Source organism: Aliivibrio wodanis (assembly GCF_052920805.1).
Window position 1 is genome coordinate 2,605,492 of record NZ_JBREXA010000002.1, and the last position, 18,824, is coordinate 2,624,315.

General features: G+C 43.4%; 31 protein-coding genes and 1 pseudogene. 31 read left to right on the forward strand and 1 reads right to left on the reverse strand.

Annotation, left to right across the window (positions count from 1 at the left end; genetic code table 11):
- The first annotated feature begins 97 nt into the window (after positions 1–97).
- From tuf to rplQ, 29 genes and pseudogenes are all read left to right on the forward strand, one after another.
- Positions 98–1,282 carry an elongation factor Tu gene (gene tuf, locus ACU5DF_RS20050; protein ID WP_446713961.1) on the forward strand — a complete coding sequence of 395 codons (1,185 nt, stop codon included), beginning with the start codon at positions 98–100 and terminating at the stop codon, positions 1,280–1,282.
- Between the two features lie 626 nt (positions 1,283–1,908).
- Entirely contained in the window at positions 1,909–2,220 is a 312-nt protein-coding gene (rpsJ, locus tag ACU5DF_RS20055; RefSeq protein WP_005417222.1) for a 30S ribosomal protein S10, read from the forward strand.
- 12 nt (positions 2,221–2,232) lie between these two features.
- Positions 2,233–2,862: a 50S ribosomal protein L3 gene (gene rplC, locus ACU5DF_RS20060; RefSeq protein ID WP_045103053.1), complete on the forward strand. Its 630-nt coding sequence runs from the start codon at positions 2,233–2,235 to the stop codon at positions 2,860–2,862.
- Between the two features lie 17 nt (positions 2,863–2,879).
- Positions 2,880–3,482 (forward strand): 50S ribosomal protein L4, encoded by a 603-nt coding sequence (gene rplD / locus ACU5DF_RS20065; RefSeq protein ID WP_060993967.1) that lies wholly within the window; start codon positions 2,880–2,882, stop codon positions 3,480–3,482.
- The gene (gene rplW, locus ACU5DF_RS20070; protein WP_045103052.1) at positions 3,479–3,781 is read left to right on the forward strand and encodes a 50S ribosomal protein L23; all 303 of its coding nucleotides are present in this window, start codon (positions 3,479–3,481) and stop codon (positions 3,779–3,781) included. Before rplD ends, rplW begins: the two co-directional genes overlap by 4 nt.
- A gap of 15 nt (positions 3,782–3,796) precedes the next feature.
- Positions 3,797–4,621: a 50S ribosomal protein L2 gene (rplB, locus tag ACU5DF_RS20075; protein WP_045103051.1), complete on the forward strand. Its 825-nt coding sequence runs from the start codon at positions 3,797–3,799 to the stop codon at positions 4,619–4,621.
- Positions 4,622–4,640: 19 nt separating this feature from the next.
- Positions 4,641–4,919, forward strand: coding sequence for a 30S ribosomal protein S19 (gene rpsS / locus ACU5DF_RS20080; RefSeq protein ID WP_012549154.1), 279 nt, complete (start codon positions 4,641–4,643; stop codon positions 4,917–4,919).
- A gap of 10 nt (positions 4,920–4,929) precedes the next feature.
- The gene (rplV, locus tag ACU5DF_RS20085; protein ID WP_045103050.1) at positions 4,930–5,262 is read left to right on the forward strand and encodes a 50S ribosomal protein L22; all 333 of its coding nucleotides are present in this window, start codon (positions 4,930–4,932) and stop codon (positions 5,260–5,262) included.
- Between the two features lie 19 nt (positions 5,263–5,281).
- A complete protein-coding gene (gene rpsC, locus ACU5DF_RS20090) occupies positions 5,282–5,980 on the forward strand; it encodes a 30S ribosomal protein S3 (RefSeq protein ID WP_045103049.1) in 699 nt (232 codons plus the stop codon).
- Between the two features lie 11 nt (positions 5,981–5,991).
- The gene (gene rplP / locus ACU5DF_RS20095; RefSeq protein WP_045103048.1) at positions 5,992–6,402 is read left to right on the forward strand and encodes a 50S ribosomal protein L16; all 411 of its coding nucleotides are present in this window, start codon (positions 5,992–5,994) and stop codon (positions 6,400–6,402) included.
- Entirely contained in the window at positions 6,402–6,593 is a 192-nt protein-coding gene (gene rpmC / locus ACU5DF_RS20100) for a 50S ribosomal protein L29 (RefSeq protein ID WP_005417238.1), read from the forward strand. The genes rplP and rpmC overlap by 1 nt, the downstream gene beginning before the upstream one ends.
- Entirely contained in the window at positions 6,593–6,847 is a 255-nt protein-coding gene (gene rpsQ / locus ACU5DF_RS20105) for a 30S ribosomal protein S17 (protein ID WP_045103047.1), read from the forward strand. The genes rpmC and rpsQ overlap by 1 nt, the downstream gene beginning before the upstream one ends.
- A 170-nt stretch (positions 6,848–7,017) precedes the next feature.
- Positions 7,018–7,389 carry a 50S ribosomal protein L14 gene (gene rplN / locus ACU5DF_RS20110; RefSeq protein WP_045103046.1) on the forward strand — a complete coding sequence of 124 codons (372 nt, stop codon included), beginning with the start codon at positions 7,018–7,020 and terminating at the stop codon, positions 7,387–7,389.
- A gap of 11 nt (positions 7,390–7,400) precedes the next feature.
- On the forward strand, positions 7,401–7,718 hold the full coding sequence (gene rplX / locus ACU5DF_RS20115) for a 50S ribosomal protein L24 (RefSeq protein WP_045103045.1): 318 nt from the start codon (positions 7,401–7,403) through the stop codon (positions 7,716–7,718).
- A gap of 27 nt (positions 7,719–7,745) precedes the next feature.
- Complete coding sequence (gene rplE, locus ACU5DF_RS20120; protein WP_045103044.1) at positions 7,746–8,285, forward strand: 50S ribosomal protein L5; 540 nt, start codon at positions 7,746–7,748, stop codon at positions 8,283–8,285.
- A gap of 17 nt (positions 8,286–8,302) precedes the next feature.
- Entirely contained in the window at positions 8,303–8,608 is a 306-nt protein-coding gene (gene rpsN / locus ACU5DF_RS20125) for a 30S ribosomal protein S14 (RefSeq protein ID WP_045103043.1), read from the forward strand.
- Between the two features lie 29 nt (positions 8,609–8,637).
- Positions 8,638–9,030: a 30S ribosomal protein S8 gene (gene rpsH, locus ACU5DF_RS20130; RefSeq protein ID WP_045103042.1), complete on the forward strand. Its 393-nt coding sequence runs from the start codon at positions 8,638–8,640 to the stop codon at positions 9,028–9,030.
- A 12-nt stretch (positions 9,031–9,042) separates the two neighbouring features.
- Positions 9,043–9,576, forward strand: a complete 534-nt coding sequence (gene rplF / locus ACU5DF_RS20135) for a 50S ribosomal protein L6 (RefSeq protein WP_446713962.1) — start codon at positions 9,043–9,045, stop codon at positions 9,574–9,576.
- 9 nt (positions 9,577–9,585) lie between these two features.
- Positions 9,586–9,939 (forward strand): 50S ribosomal protein L18, encoded by a 354-nt coding sequence (rplR, locus tag ACU5DF_RS20140; RefSeq protein ID WP_045103040.1) that lies wholly within the window; start codon positions 9,586–9,588, stop codon positions 9,937–9,939.
- Between the two features lie 14 nt (positions 9,940–9,953).
- Complete coding sequence (gene rpsE, locus ACU5DF_RS20145; RefSeq protein ID WP_045103039.1) at positions 9,954–10,454, forward strand: 30S ribosomal protein S5; 501 nt, start codon at positions 9,954–9,956, stop codon at positions 10,452–10,454.
- Positions 10,455–10,459: 5 nt separating this feature from the next.
- A pseudogene (gene rpmD / locus ACU5DF_RS20150) lies at positions 10,460–10,641 on the forward strand (50S ribosomal protein L30).
- Between the two features lie 6 nt (positions 10,642–10,647).
- On the forward strand, positions 10,648–11,082 hold the full coding sequence (gene rplO / locus ACU5DF_RS20155) for a 50S ribosomal protein L15 (RefSeq protein ID WP_045103037.1): 435 nt from the start codon (positions 10,648–10,650) through the stop codon (positions 11,080–11,082).
- A gap of 20 nt (positions 11,083–11,102) precedes the next feature.
- Positions 11,103–12,434: a preprotein translocase subunit SecY gene (gene secY, locus ACU5DF_RS20160; RefSeq protein WP_045103036.1), complete on the forward strand. Its 1,332-nt coding sequence runs from the start codon at positions 11,103–11,105 to the stop codon at positions 12,432–12,434.
- A 27-nt stretch (positions 12,435–12,461) separates the two neighbouring features.
- Positions 12,462–12,575: a 50S ribosomal protein L36 gene (gene rpmJ / locus ACU5DF_RS20165; protein ID WP_044583162.1), complete on the forward strand. Its 114-nt coding sequence runs from the start codon at positions 12,462–12,464 to the stop codon at positions 12,573–12,575.
- Between the two features lie 149 nt (positions 12,576–12,724).
- Positions 12,725–13,081, forward strand: a complete 357-nt coding sequence (rpsM, locus tag ACU5DF_RS20170) for a 30S ribosomal protein S13 (RefSeq protein WP_012549170.1) — start codon at positions 12,725–12,727, stop codon at positions 13,079–13,081.
- 21 nt (positions 13,082–13,102) lie between these two features.
- A complete protein-coding gene (rpsK, locus tag ACU5DF_RS20175; RefSeq protein WP_005303517.1) occupies positions 13,103–13,492 on the forward strand; it encodes a 30S ribosomal protein S11 in 390 nt (129 codons plus the stop codon).
- A 31-nt stretch (positions 13,493–13,523) separates the two neighbouring features.
- A complete protein-coding gene (gene rpsD / locus ACU5DF_RS20180) occupies positions 13,524–14,144 on the forward strand; it encodes a 30S ribosomal protein S4 (protein ID WP_045103035.1) in 621 nt (206 codons plus the stop codon).
- 23 nt (positions 14,145–14,167) lie between these two features.
- A complete protein-coding gene (locus ACU5DF_RS20185) occupies positions 14,168–15,157 on the forward strand; it encodes a DNA-directed RNA polymerase subunit alpha (RefSeq protein ID WP_045103034.1) in 990 nt (329 codons plus the stop codon).
- Between the two features lie 36 nt (positions 15,158–15,193).
- A complete protein-coding gene (rplQ, locus tag ACU5DF_RS20190) occupies positions 15,194–15,574 on the forward strand; it encodes a 50S ribosomal protein L17 (protein ID WP_012549173.1) in 381 nt (126 codons plus the stop codon).
- Between the two features lie 70 nt (positions 15,575–15,644).
- On the opposite strand, the gene fbp is transcribed toward rplQ, so the two are convergent.
- On the reverse strand, positions 15,645–16,655 hold the full coding sequence (gene fbp / locus ACU5DF_RS20195; RefSeq protein ID WP_446713963.1) for a class 1 fructose-bisphosphatase: 1,011 nt from the start codon (positions 16,653–16,655) through the stop codon (positions 15,645–15,647).
- Positions 16,656–16,838: 183 nt separating this feature from the next.
- Between fbp and mpl the strand changes: the two genes are divergently transcribed.
- Entirely contained in the window at positions 16,839–18,191 is a 1,353-nt protein-coding gene (gene mpl / locus ACU5DF_RS20200) for a UDP-N-acetylmuramate:L-alanyl-gamma-D-glutamyl-meso-diaminopimelate ligase (protein WP_446713964.1), read from the forward strand.
- Complete coding sequence (locus ACU5DF_RS20205) at positions 18,192–18,812, forward strand: flavin prenyltransferase UbiX (RefSeq protein WP_446713965.1); 621 nt, start codon at positions 18,192–18,194, stop codon at positions 18,810–18,812.
- Positions 18,813–18,824 lie beyond the last annotated feature (12 nt).

The window sequence follows — 18,824 nt, forward strand, 5'->3', positions numbered from 1 at the left end:
CCCTTGCGTCAAGAGCAATTGACGCATAAAATAGCAAATTCTGGCGCGCCTTGTCACTGTTCGATAAGGCGAATCATAACTAGGAAGGAACACGATCGTGTCTAAAGAAAAATTTGAACGTACGAAACCGCACGTAAACGTTGGTACAATTGGCCACGTTGACCACGGTAAAACAACTCTAACTGCTGCTATCTGTACTACTCTTTCAAAAGTATACGGTGGTGAAGCTAAAGATTTCGCATCAATCGATAACGCTCCAGAAGAGCGCGAGCGTGGTATCACAATCTCAACTTCTCACGTTGAGTACGATACACCTGAGCGTCACTATGCACACGTTGACTGTCCTGGACACGCCGATTATGTTAAAAACATGATCACTGGTGCTGCTCAAATGGATGGTGGTATCCTAGTTGTTGCTGCAACTGATGGTCCAATGCCACAAACACGTGAGCACATCCTACTTGGTCGTCAAGTTGGTATCCCTTACATCATCGTATTCATGAACAAATGTGACATGGTTGATGATGAAGAGCTTCTAGAGCTAGTAGAAATGGAAGTTCGTGAACTTCTTTCTGAATACGATTACCCAGGTGATGATTTACCAGTAATCCAAGGTTCAGCTCTTGGCGCTCTAAACGGCGAAAAACAATGGGAAGATAAAATCGTTGAGCTTGCAGAAGCACTAGATTCTTACATTCCTCTTCCAGAGCGTGCTGTAGACATGCCTTTCCTACTTCCTATTGAAGATGTATTCTCAATTCAAGGTCGTGGTACTGTTGTTACTGGTCGTATCGAACGTGGTATCCTACGTGTAGGTGACGAAGTAGAAATCATTGGTATCAAAGAAACTACAGTTTCTACATGTACTGGTGTTGAAATGTTCCGTAAACTGCTTGACGAAGGTCGTGCTGGTGAGAACGTTGGTGCACTTCTACGTGGTACTAAGCGTGATGACGTTGAACGTGGCCAAGTACTTGCTGCTAAAGGTTCAATCAACCCACACACTAAATTTGAGTCAGAAGTATACGTTCTTTCTAAAGATGAAGGCGGCCGTCATACTCCTTTCTTCAAAGGCTACCGTCCACAGTTCTACTTCCGTACAACGGATGTAACTGGCGATATCACACTTCCTGAAGGTGTTGAAATGGTAATGCCTGGTGACAACGTTCAAATGACGGTTGAGCTAATCGCTCCAATCGCAATGGACGAAGGTCTACGCTTCGCAATCCGTGAAGGTGGCCGTACAGTTGGTGCTGGTGTTGTTGCTAAAATCTTCGCTTAATAGCTAAAGATTTTGCGATAAATCGCATGACTAAAAAAAGGGAAGCTTAGGCTTCCCTTTTTGTTGCCTGTAAGAAAATGCTATATGCTTCGCTAACTAGAACGCTTCGCTATAGAAACTATAAGAGCAAATCAGGCGCCTAGCCCTACCAATAATAAGTATTTAATTATGTCGGTATTAATTTGATATGTTGAAAATGAAAATCTTATTAAGAGAGGGGAGTTCTATGTTTGATTTTTCTCTTATAGTTTCTAGTTAGCAAGGCATATCGTTTCTCGTTATATTTTTTTCGTTTGTTTTTCAAACAACGCTTGCATCTAAAAGTGTGATCTGTATAATGCAACGCACTGGCTTAAGTCAGTTTGTGAACCAATGAGCAGCGAGGAAAGTGCTGATTCCTACCGAGTAGGGTTAGTGCTTAGAATGAATACTCAGCTTATGTTCGCGGTTAACATTATTAGAATTATTCCAATGACTTGTCACTGGTTAAACTTCTAATATAAGTTAACTGACAATGTGTCCTAATTTTGGACCTATGGTTTCACATAAATCAATCGGCATTCTCTCGTTTTAACGGGATTGAGTGGCGATATTGTTTGTGTATTTTATTATTGGAGCTCTGTCTCATGCAGAACCAACGTATTCGTATCCGCCTAAAGGCTTTTGATTATAAATTAATCGATCAGTCTACAGCGGAGATCGTTGAAACAGCTAAGCGCACTGGCGCTCAGGTTCGTGGTCCTATTCCACTACCTACTCGTAAAGAGCGTTTTACTGTTCTTACTTCTCCTCACGTTAACAAAGACGCACGTGACCAGTACGAAATTCGTACTCACAAGCGTTTAATCGACATTGTTGAGCCAACAGATAAAACTGTTGACGCACTAATGCGTTTAGACCTTGCTGCTGGCGTTGATGTTCAAATTAGCCTAGGTTAAGGGGAGATTATTATGATTGGTCTAGTCGGTCGTAAAGTGGGCATGACCCGCATCTTTACCGAAGAAGGCGTTTCTATCCCAGTAACAGTAGTTGAAGTTGAAGTTAACCGTGTTTCTCAAGTGAAAACTGTAGAAACTGATGGCTACAACGCAATTCAAGTTACTTGTGGTTCTAAGAAAGCTAACCGCGTATCTAAACCTGAAGCTGGTCACTTTGCGAAAGCAGGTGTTGAAGCAGGTCGCGGTCTTTGGGAATTCCGTTTAGAAAGCGGTGAAGAATTCGCAGTTGGCGCTGAGCTAAGTGTTGAAATCTTTAACGAAATCAAAAAAGTAGACGTTACTGGTACATCTAAAGGTAAAGGCTTCCAAGGCGCAATTAAGCGTTGGAATTTCAGTACTCAAGATATGACTCACGGTAACTCTTTGTCTCACCGTGCTCCGGGTTCAATTGGCCAATGTCAAACTCCAGGTCGCGTATTTAAAGGCAAAAAAATGGCAGGTCACATGGGTGCTGAGCGTTGTACTACTCAAAACCTAGAGATCGTACGTGTTGACGCTGAGCGCAATCTGCTTCTTATTAAAGGTGCAGTACCAGGCTCAACAGGTGGCAACGTGATCGTTAAACCAGCTGTTAAAGCATAACGTCTTAGGAGTATGTAATGGAACTAATGGTTAAAGGTGCTGCGGCACTAACTGTTTCCGAAACTACTTTCGGACGTGAGTTTAACGAGGCTCTTGTACACCAAGTAGTTGTTGCTTATGCAGCAGGTGCTCGTCAAGGTACTCGCGCTCAAAAAACACGTTCAGAAGTATCTGGCGGTGGCGCTAAGCCATGGCGTCAAAAAGGTACAGGCCGAGCTCGTGCGGGTACGATTCGTAGCCCAATCTGGCGTTCAGGTGGTGTTACTTTTGCTGCGAAACCACAAGATCACAGCTTAAAAGTAAACAAAAAAATGTACCGCGGTGCTCTAAAGAGCATTCTTTCTGAGTTAGTTCGTCAAGATCGTTTGATCGTTGTTGATAACTTCTCTGTAGAAGCACCAAAGACTAAAGAGCTAGTTGCTAAGCTTAAAGAACTTGAGCTTAACGATGTTCTTATCGTAACTGGCGAAGTAGACGAGAATCTATTCTTAGCTGCTCGTAACCTATATAAAGTTGACGCACGTGATGTTGCTGGTATTGATCCAGTAAGTCTTGTTGCATTCAACAAGGTTCTAATGACTGCTGCTGCAGTTAAGCAAGTTGAGGAGATGCTGGCATGATCAGTGAAGAGCGTCTACTAAAAGTCCTACGTGGCCCACATATCTCTGAAAAAGCAACGATGGCTGCTGAAGGCAATAACACTATTGTTTTCAAAGTAGCAATCACTGCAACTAAGAAAGAGATTAAAGCAGCTGTAGAAAAGTTGTTTGAAGTTGAAGTTAAGTCTGTAAATACCCTTATCACTAAGGGCAAGACCAAACGTCAAGGTGCACGCCAAGGCCGTCGTTCAGACGTGAAAAAAGCGTACGTAATCTTGAAAGAAGGTCAAGACCTAGACTTCGTTGGCGGCGCGGAATAACAGGAGTAGTTAAAAATGGCTATTGTTAAATGTAAGCCGACTTCCCCTGGTCGTCGTCACGTTGTAAAAATCGTTAACGCTGACCTACATAAGGGTAAGCCATACGCACCTCTTTTAGAGAAAAACTCTAAATCTGGTGGTCGTAACAATAACGGTCGTATTACAGTACGTCACGTTGGTGGTGGTCATAAGCAACACTACCGTCTAATTGACTTTAAACGTACTAAAGATGGCATTCCAGCTATCGTTGAACGTTTAGAATACGATCCAAACCGTAGTGCAAATATTGCACTAGTTCTGTTCGCAGACGGTGAGCGTCGTTACATTATCGCACCTAAAGGCATTCAAGCTGGCGATACAGTATTATCAGGTGTTGATGCGCCAATCAAAGCAGGTAACTGCTTACCATTGCGCAACATCCCAGTAGGTTCTACTGTTCACTGTGTTGAATTAAAACCTGGTAAGGGCGCGCAAATTGCACGTTCTGCTGGTGCATACGCACAAATCATTGCTCGTGATGGCGCTTACGTGACATTACGTCTACGTTCTGGTGAAATGCGTAAAGTTCTTTCTGAAGGTCGTGCGACTATCGGTGAAGTTGGTAATTCTGAACACATGCTACGTGAGCTAGGCAAAGCCGGTGCTACACGCTGGCGCGGTGTTCGTCCAACTGTACGTGGTGTTGCAATGAACCCAGTTGATCACCCACATGGTGGTGGTGAAGGTCGTACATCAGGCGGTCGTCACCCAGTATCACCTTGGGGTATGCCAACTAAGGGCTTCAAGACTCGTAAGAATAAATCTACTGACAAGTACATTGTACGTCGTCGTAACAAATAATCTATAAAGAGGAATCGCCATGCCACGTTCTCTCAAGAAAGGTCCTTTTATTGACCTACACTTGCTGAAGAAGGTAGAGAAAGCGGTGGAAAGCGGAGACAAAAAGCCTATTAAGACTTGGTCCCGTCGTTCAATGATCATTCCAACTATGATCAACTTGACCATCGCTGTCCATAATGGTCGCCAGCATGTACCAGTTTTCGTTACAGAAGACATGATTGGTCACAAGCTGGGCGAATTTGCACCTACTCGTACTTATCGCGGCCATGCTGCAGATAAGAAAGCTAAAAAGCGTTAGGAGGTAGAATATGGAAGCTATTGCTAAACATCGTTTTGCCAGCATTTCTCCGCAGAAGGCTCGCTTAGTTGCGGACCAAATTCGTGGGAAATCAGTAGACCAAGCTCTTGAAATTCTTACTTTCAGCAACAAAAAAGCTGCAGTATTAATTAAGAAAGTTGTTGAGTCTGCTATCGCAAACGCTGAACACAACGAAGGTGCAGATATCGACGATCTAAATGTCGCTAAAATCTTCGTAGACGAAGGCCCTATCATGAAGCGTATTATGCCTCGTGCTAAAGGTCGTGCAGATCGCATCTTGAAGCGTTCAAGCCACATCACTATCGTTGTAGCTGATCGTTAAAGACTAGGAGATTAAGCAAATGGGTCAAAAAGTACATCCTAATGGTATTCGTCTTGGCATCGTTAAGCCTTGGAATGCTACATGGTTTGCTAGTAGCCAAGAGTTCGCTGACAACCTAGACGGCGACTTCAAGGTACGTCAGTATCTTACTAAAGAACTGAAAAAAGCATCTCTATCTCGCATCGTTATCGAGCGTCCTGCGAAGAGCATCCGTGTGACTATTCACACTGCTCGTCCAGGCGTAGTAATCGGTAAGAAAGGCGAAGACGTAGAAAAACTACGCGCAGGCGTAGCTAAAATCGCAGGTGTTCCAGCGCAAATCAACATTGCAGAAGTTCGCAAGCCAGAGCTAGACGCTCAACTTGTAGCTGATAGCATTGCTTCTCAACTAGAACGTCGTGTTATGTTCCGTCGCGCTATGAAGCGTGCGGTACAAAATGCAATGCGTCTAGGCGCGAAAGGCATCAAAGTACAAGTAGGCGGCCGTCTTGGCGGTGCTGAAATCGCACGTTCTGAATGGTATCGTGAAGGTCGTGTACCTCTACATACTTTACGTGCTGACATTGATTACGCAACTTCTTCGGCTCACACTCAATATGGTGTGATCGGCGTTAAAGTTTGGATCTTCAAAGGTGAAGTTCTAGGCGGTATGCCAGCTGCTAATGCAGTAGAGCCTAAGGCTGACAAGCCTAAGAAGCAGCGTAGAAGCCGTAAGTAAGGAGCTGACTGATGCTACAACCAAAACGTACTAAGTTCCGTAAGGTTATGACTGGTCGTAACCGTGGTCTTGCTAAAGGTACTGAAGTGAGCTTCGGCGAATTCGGTCTTAAAGCTGTAGGCCGTGGTCGTCTAACTGCTCGTCAAATTGAAGCGGCACGTCGTGCTATGACGCGTCACATTAAGCGTCAAGGTCAAATCTGGATCCGTGTGTTCCCAGACAAACCTATCACAGAAAAACCGCTTGAAGTTCGTCAAGGTAAGGGTAAAGGTAACGTTGAGTACTGGGTAGCCCAAATCCAACCTGGAAAGGTTATGTACGAAATGAACGGCGTACCTGAAGAGTTGGCACGTGAAGCGTTCCGCCTAGCGGCACGTAAACTGCCTATCAAAACTACTTTTGTAACTAAGCAGGTGATGTGATGAAAGCACAAGATCTACGCGAGAAAAACGTTGAAGAGCTAAATGAAGAGCTTTTGAATTTGCTACGTGAACAGTTCAACTTGCGTATGCAAGCTGCGACTGGTCAACTACAGCAAACTCATACTCTGAAAGCTGTACGTCGTGATATCGCACGTGTTAAAACTTTACTGAATGAGAAGGCTGGCGCATAATGAGCGAGAAAATTCGTACTATGCAAGGTCGTGTAATTAGCGACAAAATGGATAAGTCTATTGTTGTTGCTATTGAACGCATGGTGAAACACCCGATCTACGGTAAATACATCAAGCGTACGACTAAGCTTCACGCACATGATGAAAACAACGAGTGTGGCCTAGGCGACCTAGTTGCGATTCGTGAATGTCGCCCACTGTCTAAGACTAAGTCTTGGACTCTGGAAAACATTATTGAAAAAGCAAAAGCTTAATTTTTGCTGATTCGATAGCGATACATGTAAGCAGCTCCAATAATTTTTTTTGGAGCTGTTTATTTTTTGACTACCTTTATTAAAAGAATGGTGATACACTCCCCATCCTCTTTTGAAGAGGCAGTCCGACCCGTGATGGGTCTATTTAAATATTTAGCGGAGCACTAACAATGATCCAAATGCAAAGTACACTTGACGCTGCAGATAACTCTGGCGCGCGCAAGGTAATGTGTATTAAGGTCCTGGGTGGCTCTCACCGCCGTTATGCACATATCGGAGACGTCATTAAAGTTACTGTTAAGGAAGCAATTCCTCGCGGTAAAGTTAAAAAAGGTGATGTTCTGAAGGCGGTAGTAGTGCGCACCCGTAAAGGCGTTCGTCGCCCAGACGGTTCTATCATTCGCTTTGACCGTAACGCTTGCGTATTGTTGAATGACACTACTGAGCAACCAGTCGGTACACGTATCTTTGGTCCAGTGACTCGTGAACTTCGTAACCCGAAATTCATGAAAATTGTCTCACTAGCACCAGAAGTTCTGTAAGGAGCGGTCAGATGGCAGCTAAAATCCGTCGTAATGACGAAGTAATCGTTCTTGTCGGTAAAGATAAAGGCAAGAAAGGTAAAGTAACTAAGGTTCTTGAAACTGGTAAAGTTATTGTTGAAGGTATCAATCTTGTGAAAAAGCACCAAAAGCCAGTTCCGGCTCTTGGTCAGCAAGGTGGTATTGTTGAGAAAGAAGCAGCAATTGATGCTTCTAACATCGCAATCTTCAATGAAGCTACTGGTAAAGCGGACCGTATCGGTTTCCGTTTTGAAGAAGGCAAAAAAGTGCGTTTCTTCAAATCAAACGGCGAAACCATTTCTAACTAATAGATAGAAGCAATTTGGAGTTCTACTATGGCGAAACTGCATGATTACTACAAGTCGTCTGTAGTCGCTGAGCTTACCAAAGAGTTCAGCTACTCGAGCGTCATGCAAGTCCCTAGGGTTGAAAAAATTACCCTAAACATGGGTGTTGGTGAAGCAATCAACGATAAGAAGCTACTAGAAAACGCTGCTGCCGATATGGCAATTATCTCTGGCCAGAAGCCATTGATTACAAAAGCACGTAAATCTGTTGCTGGTTTCAAAATCCGTGAAGGCTACCCAATCGGTTGTAAAGTAACCCTGCGTGGCGAACGTATGTGGGAATTCTTAGAGCGTTTAATCTCTATTGCACTTCCACGAGTACGTGATTTCCGTGGTGTTAGCGCTAAGTCTTTTGACGGACGCGGTAACTACAGCATGGGCGTTCGCGAGCAAATCATCTTCCCTGAGATCGACTATGATAAAGTTGATCGTGTACGCGGTCTTGATATTACTATCACGACGTCAGCGAATACAGATGCGGAAGGGCGTGCTCTGCTGACTGCCTTTAACTTCCCATTCCGTAAGTAAGGTGAAGGGTTACTGTTATGGCTAAAAAATCTATGAAAGCACGTGAAGCTAAACGTGCAAAACTTGTTTCTCAGTTCGCTCAAAAGCGTGCTGCGTTAAAAGTTCTAATTAGCGATGTAAATGCTTCTGAAGAAGAGCGTTGGGATGCAGTTCTTAAATTGCAAGCTCTACCTCGTGATTCAAGTGCATCTCGTCAGCGTAATCGTTGCAACCAAACTGGTCGTCCACACGGTTACCTACGTAAATTCGGTTTAAGCCGTATTAAGGTTCGCGAAGCTTGCATGAAAGGCGAGATTCCGGGTCTTCGTAAGGCTAGCTGGTAATTGCCACTTAATCATTTGGAGTAAATCTTATGAGCATGCAAGATCCGATTTCGGATATGCTGACCCGCGTTCGCAACGGTCAATCAGCAAATAAAGTTGCTGTTAAAATGCCTTCTTCAAAGCTTAAAGTTGCAATTGCTGCACTTCTTAAAGCTGAAGGCTACATCGCTGAATTCGCTGTTGAAGGCGAAATCAAACCTGAGCTAGAAATCACTCTTAAGTATTTCCAAGCTAAACCAGTTATCGAGCAAATCCAACGAGTTTCTCGTCCAGGTCTTCGTGTATACAAGAAGAACGACGCGTTACCATCTGTTATGGGTGGTCTTGGTATTGCTGTTGTTTCTACATCAAAAGGCCTTATGTCTGACCGCGCTGCGCGTAAAGCTGGTCTTGGTGGCGAAATTATCTGCTACGTAGCTTAATAGGAGTAGGATATGTCTCGTGTTGCTAAAGCACCTGTGGTTCTTCCTGCTGGCGTAGAAGTTAAACTGAACGGCCAGGAAATCACTATTAAAGGTGGTAAAGGTGAACTAACTCGCGTACTAAACGACGCTGTAGTTGTTTCACAAGAAGATAACTCTATTGTATTTGGTCCACGCGAAGGCGTTGCCAATGCTTGGGCACAAGCTGGTACAGCTCGTGCACTAGTAAACAATATGGTTGTTGGTGTAAATGAAGGCTTTACTAAGAAGCTAACTCTTAAAGGTGTAGGTTACCGTGCTGCTATGAAAGGCAACGCTGTAGGCCTTACTCTTGGCTTCTCACATCCAGTAGAGCACGCTCTTCCGGAAGGTATTAAAGCTGAATGTCCAACTCAAACTGAGATCATCATTACTGGTTGCGATAAGCAAGTAGTAGGTCAAGTTGCTGCGGATATTCGTTCATACCGTAAACCTGAGCCTTATAAAGGCAAAGGTGTTCGTTACGCCGATGAAATCGTGCGTACTAAAGAAGCTAAGAAGAAGTAGGGTATCACTATGGATAAGAAAGCATCTCGCATCCGTCGTGCTACACGTGCACGTCGTAAGATCGCTGAACTGTGTGCAACTCGCCTTGTAGTGCACCGTACTCCGCGTCATACGTATGCTCAGGTAATCGCACCAAACGGCTCAGAGGTTATCGCTGCCGCTTCTACTGTAGAAAAGGCAATCCGTGAGCAAGTTGGAAATACTAGTAACAAAGCAGCTGCTGAAGCAATTGGTAAACTAATTGCAGAGCGCGCTATCGAAAAAGGCATTACTAATGTTGCTTTCGATCGTTCTGGTTTCCAATACCACGGTCGAGTAGCGGCGCTAGCAGATTCTGCTCGCGAAGCTGGTCTGAAATTCTAAGGTAGGGTTGGAAGATGGCTAAAGAACAACAACAAGCTACAGATTTGAACGAAAAGCTAATTGCTGTTAACCGTGTTTCTAAAACGGTTAAAGGTGGTCGAATCTTTAGTTTTACTGCACTAACAGTTGTTGGTGACGGTAATGGTCGTGTAGGTTTCGGTTACGGCAAAGCTCGTGAAGTACCTGCAGCGATTCAAAAATCAATGGAAAAAGCACGTCGTAACATGTTTACGATTGCACTTAACGAAGGTACTCTTCACCATTCTGTAAAAGGTCGCCACACTGGTTCTAAAGTGTACATGCAACCTGCTTCAGAAGGTACTGGTATCATCGCCGGTGGTGCTATGCGTGCAGTGTTAGAAGTTGTGGGTGTCCGCAACGTACTAGCTAAAGCTTATGGCTCTACTAACCCAATCAACGTTGTTCGTGCAACGATTGCGGGTCTAAGTAGCGTTAAGTCACCTGAAATGGTAGCTGCTAAGCGTGGTCTAACTGTTGAATCTATTTCGGAGTAAGTACCATGTCTAAAACTATCAAAGTAACTCAGACTAAAAGCTCTATCGGTCGCCTACCTAAGCACGCGTTTTGTGCCTTAAAGGTCTAGGTCTTCGTCGCATCAACCATACAGTAGAAATTGCTGATACTCCGTGTAACCGCGGTATGATCAACAAAGTTCGCTATATGGTTAATATTGAGGAGTAATCAGTAATGTTTTTGAATACTCTATCACCGGCTGCTGGTTCTAACGCTTCTAAGAAGCGCGTAGGTCGCGGTATCGGTTCAGGCCTAGGTAAAACTGGTGGCCGTGGTCACAAAGGCCAAAAATCACGTTCTGGCGGTAAAGTTCGCGTTGGTTTTGAAGGTGGTCAAATGCCTCTGAAACAACGTTTACCTAAATTTGGCTTTACTTCACGTAAGAGCCTAGTGACTGCAGAGGTTCGTTTAAGCGAACTTGCTAAAGTTGAAGGTAACGTTATCGATCTAAACAGCCTTAAAGCTGCTAACGTAATCACTAAGAACATTGTGTTCGCGAAAGTTGTACTTTCTGGTGAAATCGCTAGAGCTGTAACTGTTAAAGGTCTACGCGTAACGAAAGGCGCTAAAGCTGCGATTGAAGCTGCAGGCGGTAAGATCGAGGAATAATCCTCGAAGGATGAGGTACAATGGCAAAGAAACCAGGAAAAGAAGTAAATAGTGCTCAGAACGGCCTAGCTGAACTGAAATCGCGTCTGTTATTTGTTATAGGTGCGCTTTTAGTGTTCCGAGCAGGCTCATTTGTGCCAATTCCTGGGATTGACGCTGCTGTCCTTGCTGATCTTTTCGAACAGCAGCAGGGTACCATCATTGAACTGTTTAACATGTTCTCTGGTGGTGCACTGTCGCGTGCCTCAATTCTTGCTCTAGGTATTATGCCGTATATTTCGGCATCTATCGTTGTTCAACTGTTAACAGTTGTTCATCCACCTTTAGCTGAATTGAAAAAAGAAGGTGAGTCTGGTCGTCGTAAGATTAACCAGTACACACGTTATGGCACCTTGGTTCTGGCTACATTCCAAGCAATTGGTATTGCAACCGGTCTACCAAGCATGATTCCAGGGTTAGTTGCTAACCCTGACATGATGTTCTATCTGACAGCTACAGTAAGTTTAGTAACTGGTACCATGTTTTTAATGTGGTTAGGCGAACAAATTACTGAGCGTGGCATCGGTAACGGTATATCTTTGATTATTTTCACAGGTATCGTTGCAGGTTTACCACCAGCTATCGGTGAAACGATCCAGCAGGCGCGTCAAGGTGAACTGCACGTGCTTCTTCTATTACTAATTGCAGTGTTATCGTTTGCAGTTATTTACTTTGTAGTGTTCATGGAGCGTGGTCAACGTCGTATTGTCGTTAACTATGCAAAGCGTCAGCAAGGCCGTAAGGTATTTGCAGCTCAAAGTACTCACTTGCCACTTAAAATTAATATGGCTGGTGTAATTCCTGCAATATTTGCATCTAGTATTATACTATTCCCTGGGACATTGGCTCAGTGGTTTGGTGGTAATGGTGAAGGAACATTCGGTTGGTTAACTGATGTTTCCATGGCGTTAAGCCCTGGTCAGCCATTATATGTAATGCTATATGCAGCAGCAATTATCTTCTTCTGTTTCTTCTATACAGCGTTGGTGTTTAATCCACGTGAAACAGCTGATAACTTGAAGAAGTCTGGTGCATTCGTACCCGGAATCCGCCCAGGCGAACAGACGACGAAATATATTGATAAAGTTATGACTCGATTAACCCTAGCGGGTGCGATGTATATTACCTTTATCTGTCTGATCCCTGAGTTTATGATGATTGCATGGAACGTACGCTTCTATTTTGGCGGAACCTCCCTACTAATCGTAGTTGTAGTTATCATGGACTTTATGGCACAGGTTCAGACTCATCTGATGTCTCAGCAGTATGAGTCCGTTTTGAAAAAAGCTAATCTGAAAGGCTACGGCCGTTAATTTCAGACCCATTTACGGAGTTTAGCAATGAAAGTTCGTGCTTCCGTTAAGAAAATCTGCCGCAACTGTAAAGTTATTAAGCGCAACGGTGTTGTGCGTATAATTTGTGTTGAACCAAAGCATAAACAACGCCAAGGTTAATTAGCAGAAATTTTTACTTGATATATTAAGTTAGGCCGAGTATTATTCTCGGCCTACCTTTTGTGTGCAAAAGAAGTAGTTATAGTCGCAACGTATCCTCATCGGGCTTTGTTGCGGCTCTTCTTAAGAAAAAGTACTAGGAGTGAATAGTGGCCCGTATAGCAGGCATTAACATTCCTGATCATAAACACGCTGTAATTGCATTGACTGCAATCTACGGCATCGGTAAGACTCGCTCGCAAGCTATTTTAGCTGCAGTTGGTATTGCTGAAGATGTTAAGATCAGTGAACTGAATGATGAGCAGATTGATATTCTGCGTGATGGTGTTGCCAAATACACTGTCGAAGGCGACTTACGTCGTGAAGTATCGATGAACATTAAGCGTCTTATGGACCTTGGTTGTTATCGTGGTCTTCGTCACCGTCGCAGTCTACCATTACGTGGACAGCGTACTAAAACCAACGCACGTACCCGTAAAGGTCCGCGCAAGCCGATCAAAAAATAATCGGATAAGGTAGAGAGTACAATGGCAAAACAACCTACTCGCGCTCGTAAGCGCGTTCGCAAGCAAGTAGCGGATGGCGTAGCGCATATCCATGCTTCTTTCAACAACACAATCGTAACCATTACTGACCGTCAAGGTAATGCACTAGCTTGGGCTACTGCAGGTGGTTCTGGTTTCCGTGGTTCTCGTAAATCTACACCGTTTGCTGCGCAAGTTGCTGCTGAACGTTGTGGTGAAATGGCCAAAGAATATGGCGTTAAGAACCTTGAAGTTATGGTTAAGGGCCCTGGTCCTGGTCGTGAGTCAACTATCCGTGCGTTAAACGCTGCTGGATACCGCATCACAAATATTGTAGATGCTACTCCGATCCCTCATAACGGTTGTCGTCCACCTAAGAAACGTCGCGTTTAAGTTTCGTTTCTAGGAATATTGGAGAAAGAACATGGCAAGATATTTGGGTCCTAAGCTGAAGCTTAGCCGTCGCGAAGGCACTGATTTATTCCTTAAATCAGGCGTACGTGCGATCGATACCAAGTGTAAGATCGATAACGCTCCAGGTGTACACGGCGCTCGTCGCGGTCGTTTATCTGAGTATGGCGTTCAGCTTCGTGAGAAGCAAAAAGTTCGTCGTATGTATGGCGTACTAGAAAAACAATTCCGTAACTACTACAAAGATGCTGCTCGTATTAAAGGCAACACAGGTGAAAACCTACTTCAACTTCTTGAAGGTCGTCTAGATAACGTAGTTTACCGCATGGGCTTTGGCGCTACACGTGCTGAATCTCGTCAACTAGTTAGCCATAAGTCTATTCTAGTTAATGGTAAAGTAGTTAACGTTCCTTCTTTCAAAGTTGCGGCTAACGACGTTGTTTCAATTCGTGAAAAAGCTAAACAGCAATCACGTATTAAAGCTGCTCTAGAAGTTGCTGAACAACGCGAAAAACCAACTTGGATTGAAGTAGATGCTGGCAAAATGGAAGGTACGTTTAAGCGTCTTCCTGAACGTTCTGATTTGTCTGCCGACATCAACGAACACTTGATCGTCGAGCTTTACTCTAAGTAAAGCTTCAATATAGAGAGGACACAATGCAGGGTTCTGTAACAGAATTTCTAAAGCCGCGTCTAGTTGACATTGAACAAGTTAGCCAGACTCACGCAAAAGTAACTCTTGAGCCGTTAGAGCGTGGTTTTGGCCACACTCTAGGTAACGCTCTACGTCGTATTTTACTATCTTCAATGCCGGGTTGTGCCGTAACTGAAGTAGAAATCGAAGGCGTATTACATGAGTACAGCACCAAAGAAGGTGTTCAGGAAGATATCCTTGAAATCCTTCTAAACCTTAAAGGCCTTGCCGTTAAGGTTGAGGGTAAAGATGAAGTTATCATTACTCTTAACAAGTCTGGTGCAGGCCCTGTTGTTGCAGGTGACATCACCCATGATGGTGATGTTGAGATTGCGAACCCAGAGCATGTAATCTGCCACTTAACTGATGACAATGCTGAAATCAGCATGAGAATCAAGGTAGAGCGTGGTCGTGGCTATGTACCATCAACAGCGCGTATCCATACTGAAGAAGATGAGCGTCCAATCGGTCGTTTGCTTATCGATGCAACTTACAGCCCAGTAGATAAAATATCTTATGCGGTTGAAGCAGCACGTGTTGAGCAACGCACTGACTTAGACAAGCTTGTTATCGATATGGAAACAAACGGTACACTTGATCCTGAGGAAGCTATCCGTCGTGCAGCTACAATTTTAGCTGAACAACTGGATGCATTTGTAGATCTTCGTGATGTACGAGTTCCTGAAGAGAAAGAAGAAAAGCCAGAGTTCGATCCGATCCTACTGCGTCCTGTAGACGATCTTGAACTAACGGTTCGCTCTGCTAACTGTTTGAAAGCAGAAGCGATTCACTACATTGGTGATCTGGTGCAGCGCACTGAGGTTGAGCTACTTAAAACGCCAAACCTTGGTAAGAAATCTTTAACTGAAATTAAAGATGTTCTAGCTTCACGTGGTCTTTCTTTAGGCATGCGCCTAGAGAACTGGCCACCAGCGTCTATCGCTGAAGATTAATCAGTTCACTAATTATCTAGTTAGAAGGATTAGGTCATGCGCCATCGTAAGAGTGGTCGTCAACTCAACCGCAACAGCAGCCACCGTAAAGCTATGTTTAGCAATATGGCTTGCTCTTTGGTTCGTCACGAGATTATCAAGACGACTGTACCAAAAGCAAAAGAGCTTCGCCGTGTAGTTGAGCCTTTGATTACATTAGCTAAGACAGACAGTGTTGCTAACCGTCGTCTAGCATTTGCTCGCACTCGTGATAACGAAGTTGTAGCAAAACTATTTACTGAGTTAGGTCCACGCTTTGCACAACGTGCTGGTGGTTATACTCGTATTCTGAAGTGCGGTTTCCGTACAGGTGATAAAGCGCCAATGGCTTACATTGAGCTTGTAGATCGCCCAGAAGTAGAAGCTGCAGCTGAGTAATCAGTAGTAGTTTCATAAAAAAAACCGAGTCTTAGGACTCGGTTTTTTTATATCCTGAATTTGAGAAAATTTATTTCTGCCACTCATCAAGAAAATCCTGAACCTTATCAACCATATTGGTAGAGCCAACAAAAAATGGCACTCGTTGATGTAATTCGGTTGGTTTAAGATCTAGAATTCGCGTTTCTCCATCTGTCGCCTTACCTCCCGCCTCTTCAATCAACATTGCCATCGGGTTACATTCATAAAGTAATCGTAATTTACCGTTTGGATAAGCTTGTGTGCTTGGGTATAGATAAATACCACCTTTCAATAAATTTCTATGAAAGTCAGCGACCAACGAACCAATATAGCGTGATGTATAAGGACGATTGCCTTCAGGGCTAATTTCTTGGCAGTATTTTAGATATTGTTTAATACCTTCAGGGAAACGAATATAATTCCCTTCGTTGATTGAATAAATATTACCATCCTGTGGGATTTTCATATCTTCATGAGATAAGCAGAATACCCCTAATGATGGGTCATAAGTAAAACCATGAACTCCATTACCAGTACTGTAAACAAGCATGGTCGATGAACCATAAATAATATAACCAGCGGCAACTTGTTGGCTGCCTGGCTGAAGAAAATCTTCTTCGGTAGGGGGTGTTCCAATTGGTGAAATACGGCGATATATAGAGAAAATAGTACCGACAGAAACGTTAACATCAATATTTGATGAGCCATCTAATGGGTCCATTAAGACTACGTATTTAGCGTCTTTATTTAATGCTTTGTTAAAGGCAACTGCTTCGTCTTCTTCTTCACTTGCGACACCACAAACCTGTCCACGATTCTCTAATGCAGCTTTGAACTTATCATTGGCATACAGATCCAATTTCTGTTGTTGCTCACCTTGGATATTTTCTTCACCAGAAGCACCAGTGATATCAACAAGTCCTGCTTTATTTATTTCGCGGTTTACAATTTTAGCTGCCAACTTAATTGAACCAATAAGTGAGGAAAGCTCTCCGCTTGCGTGAGGAAAGTCATGCTGCTTAGCAACAATAAACTCACCTAGGGTTCTTATTTCAGACATAGTTATTCCTTTATTTTTTGTTAATAGATATCAACGATAAGTAGGGTTAGGTACTGATTTATTTTTATAATAGTTGTGTTACTGTTTGCTGTAATTCATTCTATAGCATAGAACTTTTTAAGAGTATTGAAGTAACTTTGAATTGAGGTTACTCACTAATTAAATAATAAGACGGTTGTAATTATGCATATTCATATCCTTGGTATCTGTGGCACCTTCATGGGAGGCGCTGCTACATTAGCTCGTCAGCTTGGGCATAAAGTCACAGGATGCGATGCTAACGTTTATCCACCAATGAGTACGTTATTAGAATCTCAAGGTATTGAGATCATCCAAGGCTTTGACCCAAGCCAACTAGAACCTGCGCCAGACCTTGTTGTGATTGGTAATGCAATGAGCCGCGGTAACCCGTGTGTTGAATATGTATTGGATAAAAATCTGAAATACACTTCAGGACCACAATGGCTTCAAGAGTTCTTATTACAAGATCGCTGGGTGATGGCGGTTGCAGGAACTCACGGTAAAACGACAACAGCGAGTATGCTTACATGGGTGCTTGAAGAGTGTGGTTATAAACCGGGATTTTTAGTCGGTGGCGTACTTGGTAACTTTGGTGAATCCGCTCGTTTAGGTGAAAGCATGTTTTTTGTCGTAGAAGCGGATGAATATGACAGTGCTTTTTTTGATAAGCGTTCTAAGTTTGTGCATTATCGTCCTAGAACTCTTGTTCTGAATAACCTTGAATTTGATCATGCTGATATTTTTGATGATCTTGCTGCAATTCAACGTCAGTTCCATCATTTAATTAGAACGGTTCCTAGTACTGGGCGTATTTTTGCTCCAAAACAAGATAAGCCATTAGAGCAAGTATTAGAGCAAGGTTGCTGGAGTGAGCTTGAATTTACCGGTGAAGATGGACAATGGAAAGCCAATAAGCTTAAGAAAGATGGCAGTGTATTTGATATTTACTTTGAAGATGAGAAAGTTGGTCGGGTTGATTGGAACCTAGTCGGCGATCATAATGTCAGTAACGCATTGATGGTTGTAGCATCAGCTCGTCATGTGGGCGTGACTCCTGATTTAGCTTGTGAAGCATTAGGTAAGTTTATTAATACTAAACGTCGCCTTGAACTTAAAGGTGAAGTGAATGGAGTCACTGTCTATGATGATTTTGCTCATCACCCAACAGCGATTGATCTAACTTTAGGTGGTTTACGTAATAAATTGGGCGATAAGAAAATTATTGCGGTACTAGAGCCTCGTTCAAGCACCATGAAATTAGGTGTCCATAAAGACACCTTGGCAGCATCTCTGCATGCAGCCGATTCAGTTTATCTTTTTCAACCAGATAATATCGCTTGGTCGGTAGATGATGTAGCAAAGCAATGCTCTCAACCTGCCTATACGCATAATGATATTGATGCCTTTGTTGATATGATTGTGGCCGAAGCACAACCAGGCGATCAGATATTAGTCATGAGCAATGGTGGTTTTGAAGGTATTCACGGTAAATTACTTGATAAGTTGAGCCAATAAATGAAACCTCAAAAAAAAGCAATTACATTAGCAATGACAGGGGCTTCTGGTGCCCCTTATGGCTTGCGCTTATTAGAATGCCTATTGGCCGCGGATTATCATGTTTACTTTCTTATCTCTTCGGCAGCTCGTGTGGTGATGGCAACAGAGCATGATCTGAAGTTGCCAAGTGGCCCTGATGCGATGAAAATGGCACTGGTTGAGAATCTTGGTTGTAATGCTGATAATTTAACGGTTTGTGGTAAAGAGGATTGGTTCTCGCCGGTCGCTTCTGGATCCGCCGCACCAAAGCAAATGGTGGTGTGTCCATGCTCTGCAGGTAGTGTTGCCTCTATTGCTCATGGTATTTCGGATAACTTGATAGAGCGCGCTGCTGATGTTGTATTAAAAGAGCGTGGTCAATTGATAATGGTAGTTAGAGAGACTCCGTTCTCAACATTGCATTTAGAAAACATGCTTAAGCTCTCTCAAATTGGTGCGACGATTATGCCTGCCGCGCCTGGTTTTTATCATCAACCAAAGTCGATTGAGGATTTAATTGATTTTATGGTCGCTCGAATATTAGATCATTTAGGAGTGGAGCAAGGGTTAGTACCGCGCTGGGGTTACGATCACCGCTGATATAATCAATAT

Coding starts and splice junctions, on each gene's coding strand:
- rpsJ (WP_005417222.1), top strand. CDS start 1,909: ATGCAGAACCAACGTATTCGTATCCGCCTAAAGGCTTTTGATTATAAA.
- rplC (WP_045103053.1), top strand. CDS start 2,233: ATGATTGGTCTAGTCGGTCGTAAAGTGGGCATGACCCGCATCTTTACC.
- rplD (WP_060993967.1), top strand. CDS start 2,880: ATGGAACTAATGGTTAAAGGTGCTGCGGCACTAACTGTTTCCGAAACT.
- rplW (WP_045103052.1), top strand. CDS start 3,479: ATGATCAGTGAAGAGCGTCTACTAAAAGTCCTACGTGGCCCACATATC.
- rplB (WP_045103051.1), top strand. CDS start 3,797: ATGGCTATTGTTAAATGTAAGCCGACTTCCCCTGGTCGTCGTCACGTT.
- rpsS (WP_012549154.1), top strand. CDS start 4,641: ATGCCACGTTCTCTCAAGAAAGGTCCTTTTATTGACCTACACTTGCTG.
- rplV (WP_045103050.1), top strand. CDS start 4,930: ATGGAAGCTATTGCTAAACATCGTTTTGCCAGCATTTCTCCGCAGAAG.
- rpsC (WP_045103049.1), top strand. CDS start 5,282: ATGGGTCAAAAAGTACATCCTAATGGTATTCGTCTTGGCATCGTTAAG.
- rplP (WP_045103048.1), top strand. CDS start 5,992: ATGCTACAACCAAAACGTACTAAGTTCCGTAAGGTTATGACTGGTCGT.
- rpmC (WP_005417238.1), top strand. CDS start 6,402: ATGAAAGCACAAGATCTACGCGAGAAAAACGTTGAAGAGCTAAATGAA.
- rpsQ (WP_045103047.1), top strand. CDS start 6,593: ATGAGCGAGAAAATTCGTACTATGCAAGGTCGTGTAATTAGCGACAAA.
- rplN (WP_045103046.1), top strand. CDS start 7,018: ATGATCCAAATGCAAAGTACACTTGACGCTGCAGATAACTCTGGCGCG.
- rplX (WP_045103045.1), top strand. CDS start 7,401: ATGGCAGCTAAAATCCGTCGTAATGACGAAGTAATCGTTCTTGTCGGT.
- rplE (WP_045103044.1), top strand. CDS start 7,746: ATGGCGAAACTGCATGATTACTACAAGTCGTCTGTAGTCGCTGAGCTT.
- rpsN (WP_045103043.1), top strand. CDS start 8,303: ATGGCTAAAAAATCTATGAAAGCACGTGAAGCTAAACGTGCAAAACTT.
- rpsH (WP_045103042.1), top strand. CDS start 8,638: ATGAGCATGCAAGATCCGATTTCGGATATGCTGACCCGCGTTCGCAAC.
- rplF (WP_446713962.1), top strand. CDS start 9,043: ATGTCTCGTGTTGCTAAAGCACCTGTGGTTCTTCCTGCTGGCGTAGAA.
- rplR (WP_045103040.1), top strand. CDS start 9,586: ATGGATAAGAAAGCATCTCGCATCCGTCGTGCTACACGTGCACGTCGT.
- rpsE (WP_045103039.1), top strand. CDS start 9,954: ATGGCTAAAGAACAACAACAAGCTACAGATTTGAACGAAAAGCTAATT.
- rplO (WP_045103037.1), top strand. CDS start 10,648: ATGTTTTTGAATACTCTATCACCGGCTGCTGGTTCTAACGCTTCTAAG.
- secY (WP_045103036.1), top strand. CDS start 11,103: ATGGCAAAGAAACCAGGAAAAGAAGTAAATAGTGCTCAGAACGGCCTA.
- rpmJ (WP_044583162.1), top strand. CDS start 12,462: ATGAAAGTTCGTGCTTCCGTTAAGAAAATCTGCCGCAACTGTAAAGTT.
- rpsK (WP_005303517.1), top strand. CDS start 13,103: ATGGCAAAACAACCTACTCGCGCTCGTAAGCGCGTTCGCAAGCAAGTA.
- rpsD (WP_045103035.1), top strand. CDS start 13,524: ATGGCAAGATATTTGGGTCCTAAGCTGAAGCTTAGCCGTCGCGAAGGC.
- ACU5DF_RS20185 (WP_045103034.1), top strand. CDS start 14,168: ATGCAGGGTTCTGTAACAGAATTTCTAAAGCCGCGTCTAGTTGACATT.
- rplQ (WP_012549173.1), top strand. CDS start 15,194: ATGCGCCATCGTAAGAGTGGTCGTCAACTCAACCGCAACAGCAGCCAC.
- fbp (WP_446713963.1), bottom strand. CDS start 16,655: ATGTCTGAAATAAGAACCCTAGGTGAGTTTATTGTTGCTAAGCAGCAT.
- mpl (WP_446713964.1), top strand. CDS start 16,839: ATGCATATTCATATCCTTGGTATCTGTGGCACCTTCATGGGAGGCGCT.
- ACU5DF_RS20205 (WP_446713965.1), top strand. CDS start 18,192: ATGAAACCTCAAAAAAAAGCAATTACATTAGCAATGACAGGGGCTTCT.